The 13,015-nt window shown below is 68.9% G+C and carries 13 protein-coding genes; all 13 read left to right on the forward strand.

Annotated features, from left to right (window positions below; all coding sequences use genetic code 11):
• The 13 genes from F9K07_RS01750 to F9K07_RS01810 are packed head-to-tail and all read left to right on the forward strand — an operon-like array spanning nt 1 to nt 13,006.
• A complete protein-coding gene (locus F9K07_RS01750; protein ID WP_159588787.1) occupies nt 1–1,647 on the forward strand; it encodes a class I adenylate-forming enzyme family protein in 1,647 nt (548 codons plus the stop codon).
• Nucleotides 1,644–2,018, forward strand: coding sequence for a Zn-ribbon domain-containing OB-fold protein (locus tag F9K07_RS01755; protein WP_159588789.1), 375 nt, complete (start codon nt 1,644–1,646; stop codon nt 2,016–2,018). Before F9K07_RS01750 ends, F9K07_RS01755 begins: the two co-directional genes overlap by 4 nt.
• A 7-nt stretch (nt 2,019–2,025) precedes the next feature.
• Nucleotides 2,026–3,177, forward strand: a complete 1,152-nt coding sequence (locus tag F9K07_RS01760) for an acetyl-CoA acetyltransferase (protein WP_159588791.1) — start codon at nt 2,026–2,028, stop codon at nt 3,175–3,177.
• The gene (locus tag F9K07_RS01765) at nt 3,177–4,163 is read left to right on the forward strand and encodes a Bug family tripartite tricarboxylate transporter substrate binding protein (protein WP_159588793.1); all 987 of its coding nucleotides are present in this window, start codon (nt 3,177–3,179) and stop codon (nt 4,161–4,163) included. The genes F9K07_RS01760 and F9K07_RS01765 overlap by 1 nt, the downstream gene beginning before the upstream one ends.
• A gap of 23 nt (nt 4,164–4,186) precedes the next feature.
• Nucleotides 4,187–4,933, forward strand: a complete 747-nt coding sequence (gene fabG / locus F9K07_RS01770) for a 3-oxoacyl-ACP reductase FabG (RefSeq protein WP_159588795.1) — start codon at nt 4,187–4,189, stop codon at nt 4,931–4,933.
• Nucleotides 4,934–4,952: 19 nt separating this feature from the next.
• Entirely contained in the window at nt 4,953–5,714 is a 762-nt protein-coding gene (locus F9K07_RS01775) for an IclR family transcriptional regulator (RefSeq protein WP_159588797.1), read from the forward strand.
• Nucleotides 5,711–6,790 carry a methylmalonyl Co-A mutase-associated GTPase MeaB gene (meaB, locus tag F9K07_RS01780; RefSeq protein WP_159588799.1) on the forward strand — a complete coding sequence of 360 codons (1,080 nt, stop codon included), beginning with the start codon at nt 5,711–5,713 and terminating at the stop codon, nt 6,788–6,790. Before F9K07_RS01775 ends, meaB begins: the two co-directional genes overlap by 4 nt.
• Complete coding sequence (locus tag F9K07_RS01785; protein WP_159588801.1) at nt 6,787–7,794, forward strand: Bug family tripartite tricarboxylate transporter substrate binding protein; 1,008 nt, start codon at nt 6,787–6,789, stop codon at nt 7,792–7,794. Before meaB ends, F9K07_RS01785 begins: the two co-directional genes overlap by 4 nt.
• A gap of 2 nt (nt 7,795–7,796) precedes the next feature.
• Nucleotides 7,797–9,467 carry an acyl-CoA mutase large subunit family protein gene (locus F9K07_RS01790; RefSeq protein ID WP_159588803.1) on the forward strand — a complete coding sequence of 557 codons (1,671 nt, stop codon included), beginning with the start codon at nt 7,797–7,799 and terminating at the stop codon, nt 9,465–9,467.
• Entirely contained in the window at nt 9,467–9,913 is a 447-nt protein-coding gene (locus tag F9K07_RS01795; protein ID WP_159588805.1) for a cobalamin B12-binding domain-containing protein, read from the forward strand. Before F9K07_RS01790 ends, F9K07_RS01795 begins: the two co-directional genes overlap by 1 nt.
• Nucleotides 9,910–11,064: a thiolase family protein gene (locus F9K07_RS01800; protein WP_159588807.1), complete on the forward strand. Its 1,155-nt coding sequence runs from the start codon at nt 9,910–9,912 to the stop codon at nt 11,062–11,064. Before F9K07_RS01795 ends, F9K07_RS01800 begins: the two co-directional genes overlap by 4 nt.
• Nucleotides 11,061–11,465, forward strand: coding sequence for a Zn-ribbon domain-containing OB-fold protein (locus F9K07_RS01805; protein ID WP_159588809.1), 405 nt, complete (start codon nt 11,061–11,063; stop codon nt 11,463–11,465). Before F9K07_RS01800 ends, F9K07_RS01805 begins: the two co-directional genes overlap by 4 nt.
• Nucleotides 11,462–13,006 carry an AMP-binding protein gene (locus F9K07_RS01810; protein ID WP_159588811.1) on the forward strand — a complete coding sequence of 515 codons (1,545 nt, stop codon included), beginning with the start codon at nt 11,462–11,464 and terminating at the stop codon, nt 13,004–13,006. Before F9K07_RS01805 ends, F9K07_RS01810 begins: the two co-directional genes overlap by 4 nt.
• The last annotated feature ends 9 nt before the right edge of the window (nt 13,007–13,015 follow it).

The following is a 13,015-nucleotide window of genomic DNA, read 5'->3' on the forward strand; positions in this document are numbered from 1 at the left end:
ATGACCGTATCCGAAAGTCCCTCCGCGCAAGCGCCCGCTGCCGCCGCAGCGGTGAAGGCGCCCTTTGTTCCGCTGTCGCAGCGCATCCGCTCGCACGCGCAGCGCGACCCTCAGGGTATCGCGCTGCGCATGGACGACCACGACATCACCTGGGCGGCGTTCGACCGCCTGCTCGACCGCGTGGCCGCGCGCCTCGTGGCCGGTGGCATCGCGCGCGGCGACCGCATCGCATCGATCGGCCCCAACTCGCCCGAGTACCTGTTCCTCTTCCTGGGCGCGGTGCGCGCCGGTGCCTGCATGGTGCCGCTGCCGACCATGACCTCGCTGCCCTCCATCGTGGGCATGGTCAACGACGCACAGGCGCGCATGGTCTTCGCCGCCACGGCGCAGCACGCCACCCTGGACCAGACGCGCCCGGACTGCCCCAGCCTGCGCGAGTTCGTGAGCTTCGAAGCCGGCGCCGCCGGTTGGCAGGCCTGGTCGGCCTGGCTCGGCGATGAAGAGACGGTGGCGCCGGTGGACGTGGCCGTGAGCGAAGACGACCTGTTCAACATCATGTACAGCTCGGGCACCACCGGCGAACCCAAGGGCATCGTGCACAGCCACGGCATGCGCAACGAGCACCTCACGCGCATGGGCCGCTTCGGCATCGGGCCGGGTACGGTCACGCTCATTTCCACGCCGCTGTACTCGAACACCACGCATGCCTGTTTGCTGGGTTCGATCGGCCTGGGCGGCAAGACCCTGCTGATGCGCAAGTTCGATGCCTTGAACTGGCTGCAACTGGCGCAGGACGAGCGCGTGACGCACACCATCCTGGTGCCGGTGCAAGTGCAGCGCATCCTCGCGCATCCCGACTTCGAGCGCTTCGACCTCGGCGCTTTCCAGTGGAAGCTGTGCACCAGCGCACCGCTGTCGCCCCTGCTCAAGCGCGATGCCATCGAACGCTGGCCCGGCAAGATGCTGGAGATCTACGGCCACTCAGAAGGCGGCGCCAACTGCAATCTGGTGCTCAACGATTTCCCGGACAAGCTGCACACCGTGGGCCGGCCTATCGCGGGCTGCGTGGTCAAGATGATCGACGAGGAAGGCCGCGAACTGCCGCGCGGCAAGACCGGCGAACTCGTGGGCCGCCAGCCCGCCATGATGGTCGGCTACTTCATGCAGCCCGAGAAGACCGAAGAAGTCACCTGGTACGACGCCGAGGGCGTGCGCTACTACCGCTCGGGCGACGTGGGCTACTTCGACGACGATGGCTTCGTGGTGCTGCTGGACCGCACCAAGGACATGATCGTCAGCGGTGGTTTCAACGTGTACGCGGTCGACATCGAGCGCGTGATCGAACAACACCCCGACGTTGCCGAGGTGGCGGTGGTGGGCATCCCGAGCGAGCAATGGGGCGAGACGCCGCTGGCGTTCGTCGTGCCGCGCGCCGGCGCAGCGCTGGAGGCCGACGCGCTGCGCGCCTGGGCCAACGAGCGCCTGGGCAAGCTGCAGCGCGTGAGCGGCGTCGAGCTGCGCGAGGCGTTGCCGCGCAGCGAAGTCGGAAAAATTCTCAAACGCGAACTGCGCGCGCCTTACACGGCGGCCGCGGCCGCCACCCCACCGCCGGCGGCCACGCCGGCCTCTTCCAGGAGAACGGTATGAGCGACATGCGTCCCGAAGCGGACTTCACGGGTTTCCTCGCCCAGGGCAAGTTCATGATCCAACGCAGCCGCACCAGCGGCCGCCACATCTTCCACCCGCGCGTGGTCGAGCCCGGCACGGGCAGCACCGACCTCGAGTGGGTCGAGGCCAGTGGCCACGGCACCGTCTACAGCACGACCACGCTGATGCAGCGCCCGCCCACACCCAACCTCAACATTGCGCTGATCGACCTGGCCGAAGGCCCCCGCATGCTCGCGCGTGTGGACGGCGTGCCGTCCGAAGACGTGCGCATCGGCATGCCCGTGCGCGCGCGCGTCATCGAAGAGAACGGCCAGCACCTGGTCGTGTTCGTTCCCGAATCCCAGCAGTGAGAAGGCCATGATCGATTCCTTTCCGCGCGGCCGCTCCGCGATTGTCAGCGGCGCCATCTTCGGCTGTGGTGAAGCACCCGGGTATACCAACATGGAACTGGCCGCGCACGCGAGCCAGAAGGCGCTGTCGCAAGTGGGCCTGACCTTCGCCGATGTGGATGGCCTGTTCATCGCGCTGCCCGACGACCTGCTCTCGGGCCTGACCTTCTCCGAGTACGTCGGCATCCAGCCCAAGGTGATGGACAACAACCGCGTGGGCGGCTCGTCCTTCCTCACGCATGCCATGTGGGCGGCCTATGCGCTGGCCAGCGGCCAGTGCGAGGTCGCGCTCATCACCTACGGCAGCAACCAGCGCAGCGCGGCGGGCAAGCTCATCAGCGTGATGAAGACGCCGTACTACCTGGCGCCCTACAAGGCCGGCATCGCCAGCTCCTATGCCCTGGCGGCTGCGCGCTACATGCACGAATTCGGCGCCACCAAGGAGAGCTTTGGCGAGGTGGCGATCGCCGCGCGCCAGTGGGCGCAGAAGAACCCCGACGCCTTCATGCGCGAACCGCTCACGATGGAGCAGTACCTGGGCGCGCGCATGGTGTCCACGCCACTGAACGTGCGCGACTGCTGCCTCGTCACCGACGGCGCGGGCGCGGTCGTGATGATGCGCGCCGAGCGCGCGCGCGACACGGTCAAGCGCCCGGCCTTCCTGCTGGGCGCAGCCGGCGCCACGAGCCACCTGGACATCGCGAGCATGCCCAGCCTGACCTCGACGGCCGCGGTCGACTCGGGTGCCCGCGCCTTCGCCATGGCCGGTGTGAAGCCGGCCGACATCGACGTGGTGCAGCTCTACGACGCGTTCACGCTCAACACCATGCTGTTCCTCGAAGACCTCGGTTTCTGCAAGAAGGGCGAGGGCGCGGACTTCGTGCGCGGCGGCCGCATCGCGCCCGGCGGCGAACTGCCGGTGAACACCAACGGAGGTGGTCTGTCGTTCTGCCACCCCGGCATGTACGGCCTGTTCACCATGATCGAGGCCTTCGCGCAGATCTCGGGCACGGCCGGCGAGCGGCAGGTGGCCGACGTGAAGCTCGCGCTCACGCATGGCAATGGCGGCACGCTCTCGAGCCAGGTCACGGCCGTGTTCGGCAGCGAGGAGGCGCTCTGATGGCCGTCGCATCCGCTACCTCCTGGAAGCGACGGCTGCTGGCGACGCTGTTGGGTGGCCTGTTGCTCGGCGCCGTGCTGACCGCGGTGCAGGCGCAGACCTATCCGGCCAAGGCGATCCGCCTGGTCGTGCCGTACCCGCCCGGGGGCACCACCGACGTGGTCGCGCGCCACGTGGCCACGCAGCTCAGCGAGCGCCTGGGCCAGCCGGTGGTGGTGGACGCCAAGCCGGGTGGCAACACGCTGATCGGCGGCCAGATCGTGGCCGGCGCGGCGCCCGACGGCTACACCCTGCTGTTCATCGGCGGGTCGAGCATGACCTCGGTCTACAACAAGCACGTGCCGTTCGACCTCTGGACCGCGCTCACGCCGGTCGCGCCGCTGTACCAGGGCGCCTACTTCCTGATGACCAGCCGCCAGTTGCCGGTCTCCACCATCGGCGAGTTCCTCGCCCATGCGCGCGCCCATCCCGGCAAGCTGAACTACGGCGCCTCGGGGCCGGGCACGATGCTGGCGATGGAAGCGCTCAAGACGGCTGCGGGCCTGGACATCAAGGAAATTCCGTACAAGGGCTCCTCGCCGGTGACGCTGGCCTTGCTGTCCAACGAGATCCAGGTGGTGCTCGACGCCATCGTCACCTACCGCCCGCACCTGCAGGCCGACAAGCTCAAGATCATCGGCAGCGGCGGGCGGGCGCGCTCGGCCGATTTCGCGCAAGTGCCCACCCTGGCCGAAACCGGCTTTCCCGGTTTCCAGACCGTCTTCAACGGTGGCGTGTGGGCCCCCGCCGGCACGCCACGGGCCATCGTCGAACGCCTCAACCGCGAACTGGTGGCGATCTCGGGCACCTCGGGTTTCCGCGACGTGGTGCGCCAGGCCGGCGCCGAGCCCCTGAGCGGCAGCCCCGAGGACTTCGGCCAGATCATCCGTTCGGAAGTCGAGTTCTGGACGCGCGCTGCCAAGGCCGCGAACTACCAACCGCAGTAACCCCTCTCCACAAGGACACCTCCATGAGCAAGCTGAACAACAAGGTCGCCATCGTCACGGGCGCGGCGCAGGGCATCGGGCGCGGTATCGCGCTGGAACTGGCGCGCCAGGGCGCGAAGGTGGCGCTGTGGGACATCAACGCCGACGCGGTAGCAGCGGCCGCCGCCGCACTGCGCGAGGAAAAACTGAATGCCACGGGATACGCGGTGGACGTGGGCCAATCGGCGGCGGTGGACGAAGCGTTCGCGCGCATCGAGCAGGAACTGGGGCCCGTCGACGTGCTGGTCAACAACGCCGGCATCAGCCGCGCGGCCATGATCCCGAAGATGACCGACGAGCAGTGGGACGACGTGATCCAGATCAACCTCACCGGCTTTTTCTACACCACGCGCGCGGCCTCGCGCTCGATGAAAGAGCGCGGTGGTGCCATGGTCAACATCAGCTCGCTGGCGGGCCAGCGCGGCTCCATCGGCCAGATCAACTATGCGGCGGCCAAGGCCGGCGTGATCGGCCTCACCAAGGCCGCGGCCAAGGAGTTGGCGCGTTACAAGATCCGGGCGAACTGCATCTGCCCCGGCCTGATCGAAACCGACATGACCGGCAAGGTGCTCTCCGACGAGAAGCTGCGCGCGCAGTATGTGGGCGAAATCCCGCTCGCGCGCGTGGGCCTGCCGCTGGACATCGCGCAGACGGTGAGCTTTCTCGCCAGCGACGAGTCCTCGTTCATCACCGGCCAGGTGATGGGCATCAACGGCGGCGCCTACATTTAAGACGAAAGGAAGGCCAATCGTGGGGCGCGAGGTCAAGTCTGCGGTCCGGGTGCTCGAAGTGCTCGAGCTGTTCGACCGCCTGCAACGCGAAGCGACGGTGGGCGAGATCGCGCGCGAGCTCGGCTACCCCGTTTCCAGCACCTCCATGCTGCTCAGCAGCCTGCTGGAGTACGGTTACCTGCGCCACGGTCCCGACAAGCGCAGCTACTTTCCCACGCCGCGCGTGACGCTGCTGGGCGCCTGGATCGAACCGCTGCTCAGCCCCACGAGCGAGATGCTGCGCATGATGGCCGAGTTGAGCGACAAGACCGGCGAGACCATCATCCTCGCCGGCCCCACGCGCGACCAGGCGCAGTACCTGCACGTGGTGCCGGCCACCACGACGATGCGCATGCACGTCGGCCCCGGTACCATGCGCCCGCTCGTGGCCTCGGGTCTGGGCCGGCTGCTGCTCTCCACCATGTCCGACGAGAAGGTGCGCCACCTCGTGCTGCGCCACAACGGCGGTGACCTGTCCGAGAACGAGCTGGTGAGCCTGGCGGCGCTGCGCCGCGAGCTCAACACCATCCGAGCGCGTGGCTACTCCGTCATGCTGCGCGGCGTCACGCCGGGGGCAGGGCTCATCGGCATGCTGCTGCCCATGACGGTCGACGGCCTGCCGCTGGCCGTGGGCATTGGCGGCTGGGCGCGAGAAATGCGCACCCGCCAGCTCGAATACGTGACCCTGCTGCGCGACGCGATCGCCCGCCACCTGGGCGCTCCCAAAAGGGCCAACGGATGAACGCCCCGGACCGCGCCGAGCTGGACAGCGCGCAGCGCCTGCACGCCGACCTGGCCGCGGGCAAGCCCCGTGCCCTGTCGCGCGCGCTGTCCTGGGTGGAGAACGGCGACCCGGGCGCACAGGCTTTGCTGGCCTTGGTCTACGGCGCCAGCGCGCCCACGCCCTGGGTGATCGGCATCACCGGCGTGGGCGGTGCGGGCAAGAGCTCCCTGGTGCCCCACCTGGCGCGCCACTTCGCCGAAGGTGGCGCGCGCGTGGTGGTGCTGGCGGTCGACCCGTCCAGTCCCTTGAGCGGCGGCGCCTTGCTGGGCGACCGCATCCGCGATGCGGCGGGCGCCGCGCCCGCCAACGTGTTCTTTCGCAGCGTCGCCAGCCGGGGCGGGCAGGGCGGTCTGGCCGTGTGCGTGGCCGACCTGATCCGCGTGGCCGCCGTGGGCGGGCGCGACATCGTGCTGGTGGAGACGGTGGGCGCCGGACAGTCCGAGCTGGGCGTGCTCGACATCGCGCACACCGTGCTGCTGGTCAGCGCGCCGGGGCTGGGCGACGACGTGCAGGCGCAGAAGGCCGGCGTGATGGAGGTGGCGCATGTATTCGCAGTGAACAAGGCCGACCGGCCGGGCGCGGCGGACACGGCCGCTTCGTTGCGCCAGGCCTTGACGCTGTCCGAGCGCGTGGCCCACATGCGCGAGGGCGCCAACACGCTGTCCGATGGACAGCCGCACTGGCAGCCCCCCGTGTTGTCCACCGTCGCGCTCACGGGCCAGGGCGTCGACGCCTTGTGCGCCCGGCTCAGCGAGCACCGCGACCTGCTGGAGGCGACTGGCCAACGGCAGGTGCTCGACCGGCAACGCGACCTGCGCCGCATGCAGGCCCACTTCCAGGCCGAGGTGCAGCGGCGCCTGGCCGAGCGCATCGCCACCCTGCAACTCATGCCCGCGCTCGAGGCGCGTCTGGCCCAGGAAGGGGCCAACCCCCTGCTGGCGGCCGAGGCCCTGGCCGAAGCGGTGCTGGCGGCGTCTTCGGAGGCACTCACCGCTCCTTTTCATTCCCCCGATTCCCAGGAGACAACGCCATGAACCCTCTCTTTGCCTTTCTCCCAAACCGTTTCACCCGTGGCGCTGTGCGCCTGCTGGGTGCCGCGTCCCTGGCGGCGCTCGCGGGACTGCCGCTGGCCGTCCACGCGCAAGGCGCCTGGCCCAACCGCGTGGTGAAAATCGTGGTGCCCTTCAGCGCCGGTTCGGGCACCGACGTGACCGCGCGCCTGGTCGCCGAGCACCTGAGCTCGCGCCTGGGCCAGCCCTTTGTGGTCGAGAACAAGCAGGGCGCCGACGGCCTCATCGGCGCCGAACAGGTCGCCAAGTCCACGCCCGACGGTTACACGCTGGGCGTGATCCCCTCCAGCGCCATCGTGATGAACCCGGCGCTCTACAAGATGCCCTTCGATCCCATGAAGGACCTGGTGCCGGTGGCCAACCTCGCCGGCGTGGGCCTGGTGCTGGGGGTGCAGCCTGAGATGCCGGTGCGCAACGTGGCCGAACTGGTGGCCTACCTGAAGGAGCGGCCGGGCCAGCTCAACTTCGCGGCCGGCTCCACCTTTACCCGCCTGGCCGGCGAAATGTTCAAGCACGCCACCGGCACCGACGTCGTGGCCATTCCGTACAAGGGCACGGCGCCGCAGGTCACCGCCATGCTCGGCAAGGAAGTGCAGATCGTGTTCGATCCCTTCCTCGGCTTGCCGCACATGAAGGCCGGCAAGATCCGGCCGCTGGCCGTGACCTCGGCCTCGCGTTCCAGCGTGCTGCCCGAGCTGCCCACCCTGCGGGAAAGCGGCCTGCGCGACGTGGTGGTGGAAACCTGGATCGCCGTCTTCGCGCCCGCCGGCACGCCCGCGGCCGTGGTCGACAAGCTGCGCAGCGAGGTGGCGCAGATCATGGCGCTGCCCGACGTGCGCGCGCGCCTGGCCGGCCTGTCGTACGACGTCATCACCGAAACCCCCGAGCAGTTCAGCCAGCGCATCCGCGACGACACCGCGCGCTGGGCGAAGACCGTGAAAGACGCCAACTTCAAGCTCAACCCTTGACCATGAGCAAGCCGACCACCCCTCCCTACGACGCCTGGCTCGAGCGGCATGGCGAACAGCTGTCCCAGGGCCGCAAGCCGGTGTTCCAGACACCCAGCGGCCTCACCATCGACCCGGTCTACACGCCCGACCACCTGGCGCGCGAGGGCTGGGACTACGAACGCGATGTGGGCTACCCCGGCGAGCAGCCGTACACGCGCGGCTTCACGCCATCGGGCTACCGCGCGCAGCTGTGGAAGACCGAGATGTACGCCGGCTTCGGCTCCGCCGAGGACGCCAACCAGCGCTACCGCTACCTCATGTCGCAAGGCACCACGGGCGGCATCTCCATCGCGCTGGACCTGCCCACGCAGATCGGCTACGACTCCGACCACGAGATGGCGCGCGACGAGGTCGGGCAGATCGGCGTGGCGTTGACCTCGCTGGACGACGTGGAGCGCGTGTTCGAAGGCATCCCGCTCGAACAGGTGGGCCACATCTTCTCCACCGCCAACGCCATCGGGCCGATCGTCTGCGCCTGGCTGCTCGCGCTCTACGAGAAGCGCGGCACGCCCACGGGCGACTGCATCGTGCAGCTGCAGAACGACCCGATCAAGGAATACGTGGCGCGCGGCACGCAGTTCCTGCCGATCGAGGCGGCGCTCAAGCTCACCACCGACATGATCCAGCACTGCCGCACCGCCGCGCCCGAGTGGCTGCCGATCTCGGTCTCGGGCTCGCACATGAAGCAGGCCGGCGCGTCGTGCGTGCAGGAAGCGGCCTTCACCATCTGCAACGGCATCGCCTATGTGGAGAGCTGCCTGGCGCGCGGCATGCAGATCGACGACTTCGGCCATGTGCTCGAACTGCACTTCTGTACCGAGATGGACTTCTTCGAGGAAGTGGCGAAGTACCGCGCGGTGCGCAAGGTGTGGACGCGCCTGGTGCGCGAGCGCTTTGGCGGCACCACCGAGCGCGCGCAGCGCTTTCGCCTGCACGCCGCCACCTCGGGCCGCCCGCTCACCGCGCAGCAGCCGCTCAACAACATCGCCCGCATCACGCTACAGGCGCTGGCCCAGATCCTGGGCGGTTGCGAGCAGACGCGCACCGCCTCCTTCGACGAAGCGCTGGGCATTCCCACGCAGGAAGCCGCGCGCACCTCGATCCGCGCCAACCAGATCATTGCCTATGAGAGCGGCGTGCCCGACACGGTCGATCCGCTGGGCGGGTCGTACTACCTCGAGCACCTCACGCTGCAATACGAGCGCCGCATCGACGCGATCATTGCCGAGGTCGACGCCATGGGCGGCTCGCTCGAAGCGGTGCGCCAGGGCTACTTCCAGCGTGCGCTCTCCGAAGGCGCCTACCGCGAAGCCTGTGCCATCGAGAGCGGCGAACAGGTGGTGGTGGGCGTCAACCGCTACCAGAGCGACGAGCCCGCGCCCATGCCGACCTTCAAGGTCGACCCCACGGCGGCCGAACGCCAGGTGGCCAAACTGCAGGCGGTGCGCGCGCGGCGCGATGCGCAGGCCGTCGAACACGGTCTGGCGCGCCTGAAGGCCGACTGCGCGGCCGGCGCCAACGTCATGCCCGCGCTGCTCGAATGCGTGAAGGCCTACGCCACCATCGGCGAGATCGCCGACGTGTGGCGCGAGGTCTTCGGTGTCTATGTCCCCGAAGCCGTGAGGTTCTGATGAACGCCCAACCACCCATCCGCGGGCCACGCCCGATCCGCGTGGTGCTGACCAAAGTCGGGCTCGATGGCCACGATCGTGGCGTGAAGGTCATCGCCCAGGCCCTGCGCGATGCGGGCATGGAGGTGATCTATGCCGGCCTGCGCCGCACCGCCGACGACATCGCGCGCATCGTGCTCGAAGAAGACGCCGACGTGCTGGGCCTGTCCATCCTCTCCGGTGCGGTCGTGCCGCTCACCACGCGCGTGGCCCAAGCGCTGAAGGCGCGCGAGATCGACGACGTGCTCCTCGTCGTGGGCGGCATCGTGCCATCGGCCGCACAGGAAGAGCTCGCGGGCATGGGCATTCGCGGCGTGTTCGGCCCCGGCACCACGCTGAGCGACATCGTCGATTACATCCACCACAACGCGCCCCGTTTGCGCGACTACAAGGAACAGCAGCCATGAACGGCCATCCCATCTACATCCGCGGCGTGGGCTACCACCCCTTCGGCCGCTGGCCCGACGTGCCGCTCAAGACCCTCGCGGCCACCGCCGCACTGGGCGCGCTGGACGACGCGGGCCTGGGCGTGCGCGACCTCCATGCCGCGTTCTGCGCCAACGCCTATGCGGGCCTGCTCAACAACCAGGAATCGGTGCGCGGCGAAACCTGGTTGCGCGGCATCGGCGTGGGCGGCATTCCGGTCGTCAACGTGGAGAACGCCTGCGCCAGCGGCAGCACGGCGGTGCACCTGGCCTCGCTGGCCATCGCCAGCGGCGCATACGACACCGTGCTCGTGGTGGGCGCCGAGAAGATGTTCGTCGGCGACACGGGCCGCACGCTCGCGGCCCTGGCCAACTCCGCCGACACGGAAGTGATGGGCAACATCGGCCTGCAGTTCTCGGCGGTGGATGCCATCCGCGTGCGCGAGATGATGGAAGAGGAGGACGTGGGCGCCGAAGCGTTTGCCTGGGCCACGGTGAAGAACCACGACCACGCCGTCAGCAACCCCATCGCGCAGTACCGCAAGCCGCTGTCGATGGAACAGGTGCTCGACTCGCGCATGATCGCCGACCCGATCCGCCTGCTCATGTGCAGCGCCATTTCCGATGGCGCTGCGGCGCTGGTGCTCTCGCGCACGCCAGGACGCGGCGGCGTGCGGGTGCGCGCCAGCGCACTGGCCTCGTCGCCCTGGCGGCTGGACGACGACACGCCCGGCCCCACGCTGGCCGCGCGCGCCGCCTATGCCCAAGCCGGCATCGGCCCGAAAGACCTGAGCCTGGCCGAGGTGCACGACGCGGTCTCACCGGCCGAACTCATGCACTACCGCGAGCTCGAGCTCTGCGGCCCGGGCGAAGTGGCCCAGCTGGTGGCCGAAAAAGCCACGGCGCTTGGCGGCCGCTTGCCGGTCAACACCAGCGGCGGCCTCAACTCGCGGGGCCATCCGGTGGGCGCCACCGGGGTCGCGCAACTTATCGAACTGGCGCTGCAACTGCGCGGCGACGCCGGCGCGCGGCAAGTGCCGGGCGCGCGCCTGGCCATGGCGCACAACTCGGGCGGCTGGGTCGGCGAAGACCCGGCTGTGAGCGCTGTTCACATTCTGGAGAAAACACAATGACCGCAACCGGCGTCAAGACCAATCCCGCGCTGTTCTTCCTGGACGGCGAGATCGCCGGCGCACCCGGCCTGAAGGGCTCGCGCTGCGCCGGCTGCGGGCAGACCGTGCTGCTGCAGATCACCGCCTGCCCACGCTGTGGCGCGCGCGATCTGGCCACGGTGTGCATCGGCCAGCAGGCCACGCTGGGCCAGTCCTCCGAGGTGTTCCATTCCGCCGATGGTTTCGAGGCGCCGTACTTCATCGGCCAGGTTGAGACCGATGAGGGCCCGCGCACCTTCGCACCGATCGCGGCCGCGCCGGGCACGGCGCTGGCGCCCGGCATGCGCCTGGCTTTCAAGCTGCTGCCGCGTGCCGATGGCCGCGTGGGATTTGCCTACGAACCGACGGGGGAGGCCGCTTGAACGTCGCTGAGCAACTGCACCGCTGCGCGCGCCTGTACACCGGAATGCCCGCGGCCATCTGTGGCGAGGAACGCCGCAGCGTCGACGAGATCGAAGAGCGCAGCAACCGCCTGGCCAACGCCTTGTTGGCCGGGGGTCTGGTGCCGGGCGATCGCGTCGCTTCGTGGCTGGAGAACTCCATCCGCTGTGTCGAGCTGGACTTTGCGCTGGCCAAGGCCGGCCTGGTGCGTGTGTCGCTCAACCCGCGCCTCACGCCGCGCGAGGCGCGCATCATTCTCGAAGACAGCGAAGCGCGCGCCATCGTCTACGGCGCTTCGTTCGACGCCGAGATCGAGAAGGCCGTGCAGGACACGCCGGCCTGCGCCCTCATGGTGCGAGCCGACGAAGGCACGGCGGCGCTGGACGGCGTGCGCGGCTTCGAGGACTTTCTCGACTCGGGCGGCGCGCACGCTCCGGGTATCGAGATCGACGACGAGGCCATCTACTGCCTGTTCTACACCTCGGGCACCACCGGCAAACCCAAGGGCGTGATGCTCTCGCACCGCGCGATCCTGCACGTCTGCTACAACCTGCTGATGGAGGTGGGGCCGCTCGCGTTGGGCGAGAAGGTCCTGCTCATGCAGCCCTTGAGCCATGGTTCGGGCTTCTTCGTGCTGCCGCAGTTCATGAAGGGCGGCGTGAGCGTGATCCAGCGCCAGTTCGACGCCGCCGACGCCTTGCGCCTGACGGCCGAGCACGAGATCGAGGTGGTCAAGCTCATTCCCACCATGCTGCAGCGCCTGCTGCGCGTGCCCGGCGTGGAACAGATGCAATTCCCCAAGCTGCGCGCCATGATCTACGGTGCCAGCCCCATGCCCGCGGAGCCGCTGCGCCGCGCGATCGAGGTGTTCGGCGCGAAGAAGCTGGTCCAGATCTACGGGCAGAGCGAATGCCCGGTCACGCTGTCCATCCTGCCCGCAGAGGAGCACCAGCTCGACCAGCCGCATCCGGAGCGCCTGATCTCCGCCGGTCGTCCCTGGACCACGATGCAGATGCGCGTGGTCGACGAGGACTTCCAGGACGTGCCGGTGGACGGCATCGGCGAGGTGGTCTTGCGCGGTCCGCAGATGATGAGCGGCTACTGGCGCCGCGACGACCTCACGCGCGAAGTGATGCGCGGGGACTGGCTCAAGACGCGCGACATGGGGCGCGTCGATGCGCACGGTTTCGTCTATCTGCTGGGCCGCAAGGACGAGATGATCATCAGCGGCGGCTACAACATCGCGCCGCGTGAAGTGGAGGACGTGCTGTACGAACACGCGTCGGTCCAGGAGGCGGCGGTGGTCGGTGAGACCGACGCCGAATGGGGCCAGTCGGTGGCGGCCTATGTGGTGTTTCGCGACGCCGACGCCGCCAAGAGCTTGCTGGCGCACGGCCGCGAGCGGCTGGGCTTCAAGCGACCCAAGCGCGTGTACGTCATGAACGAGCTGCCCAAGAACGCCGCTGGAAAGATCCAGAAGAGCGCGCTCAAGCCCGAGCTGGCGATCGGCCAGTTGAACTGAGACCGTGCC

It is taken from the genome of Hydrogenophaga sp. BPS33 (assembly GCF_009859475.1).
GTDB lineage: Bacteria > Pseudomonadota > Gammaproteobacteria > Burkholderiales > Burkholderiaceae_C > Hydrogenophaga.

What these genes read in the sequence shown, in the direction of transcription:
- meaB (WP_159588799.1), top strand. Translation starts at nt 5,711, where the DNA reads ATGAACGCCCCGGACCGCGCCGAGCTGGACAGCGCGCAGCGCCTGCAC.
- F9K07_RS01785 (WP_159588801.1), top strand. Translation starts at nt 6,787, where the DNA reads ATGAACCCTCTCTTTGCCTTTCTCCCAAACCGTTTCACCCGTGGCGCT.
- F9K07_RS01765 (WP_159588793.1), top strand. Translation starts at nt 3,177, where the DNA reads ATGGCCGTCGCATCCGCTACCTCCTGGAAGCGACGGCTGCTGGCGACG.
- fabG (WP_159588795.1), top strand. Translation starts at nt 4,187, where the DNA reads ATGAGCAAGCTGAACAACAAGGTCGCCATCGTCACGGGCGCGGCGCAG.
- F9K07_RS01805 (WP_159588809.1), top strand. Translation starts at nt 11,061, where the DNA reads ATGACCGCAACCGGCGTCAAGACCAATCCCGCGCTGTTCTTCCTGGAC.
- F9K07_RS01750 (WP_159588787.1), top strand. Translation starts at nt 1, where the DNA reads ATGACCGTATCCGAAAGTCCCTCCGCGCAAGCGCCCGCTGCCGCCGCA.
- F9K07_RS01755 (WP_159588789.1), top strand. Translation starts at nt 1,644, where the DNA reads ATGAGCGACATGCGTCCCGAAGCGGACTTCACGGGTTTCCTCGCCCAG.
- F9K07_RS01795 (WP_159588805.1), top strand. Translation starts at nt 9,467, where the DNA reads ATGAACGCCCAACCACCCATCCGCGGGCCACGCCCGATCCGCGTGGTG.
- F9K07_RS01760 (WP_159588791.1), top strand. Translation starts at nt 2,026, where the DNA reads ATGATCGATTCCTTTCCGCGCGGCCGCTCCGCGATTGTCAGCGGCGCC.
- F9K07_RS01800 (WP_159588807.1), top strand. Translation starts at nt 9,910, where the DNA reads ATGAACGGCCATCCCATCTACATCCGCGGCGTGGGCTACCACCCCTTC.
- F9K07_RS01790 (WP_159588803.1), top strand. Translation starts at nt 7,797, where the DNA reads ATGAGCAAGCCGACCACCCCTCCCTACGACGCCTGGCTCGAGCGGCAT.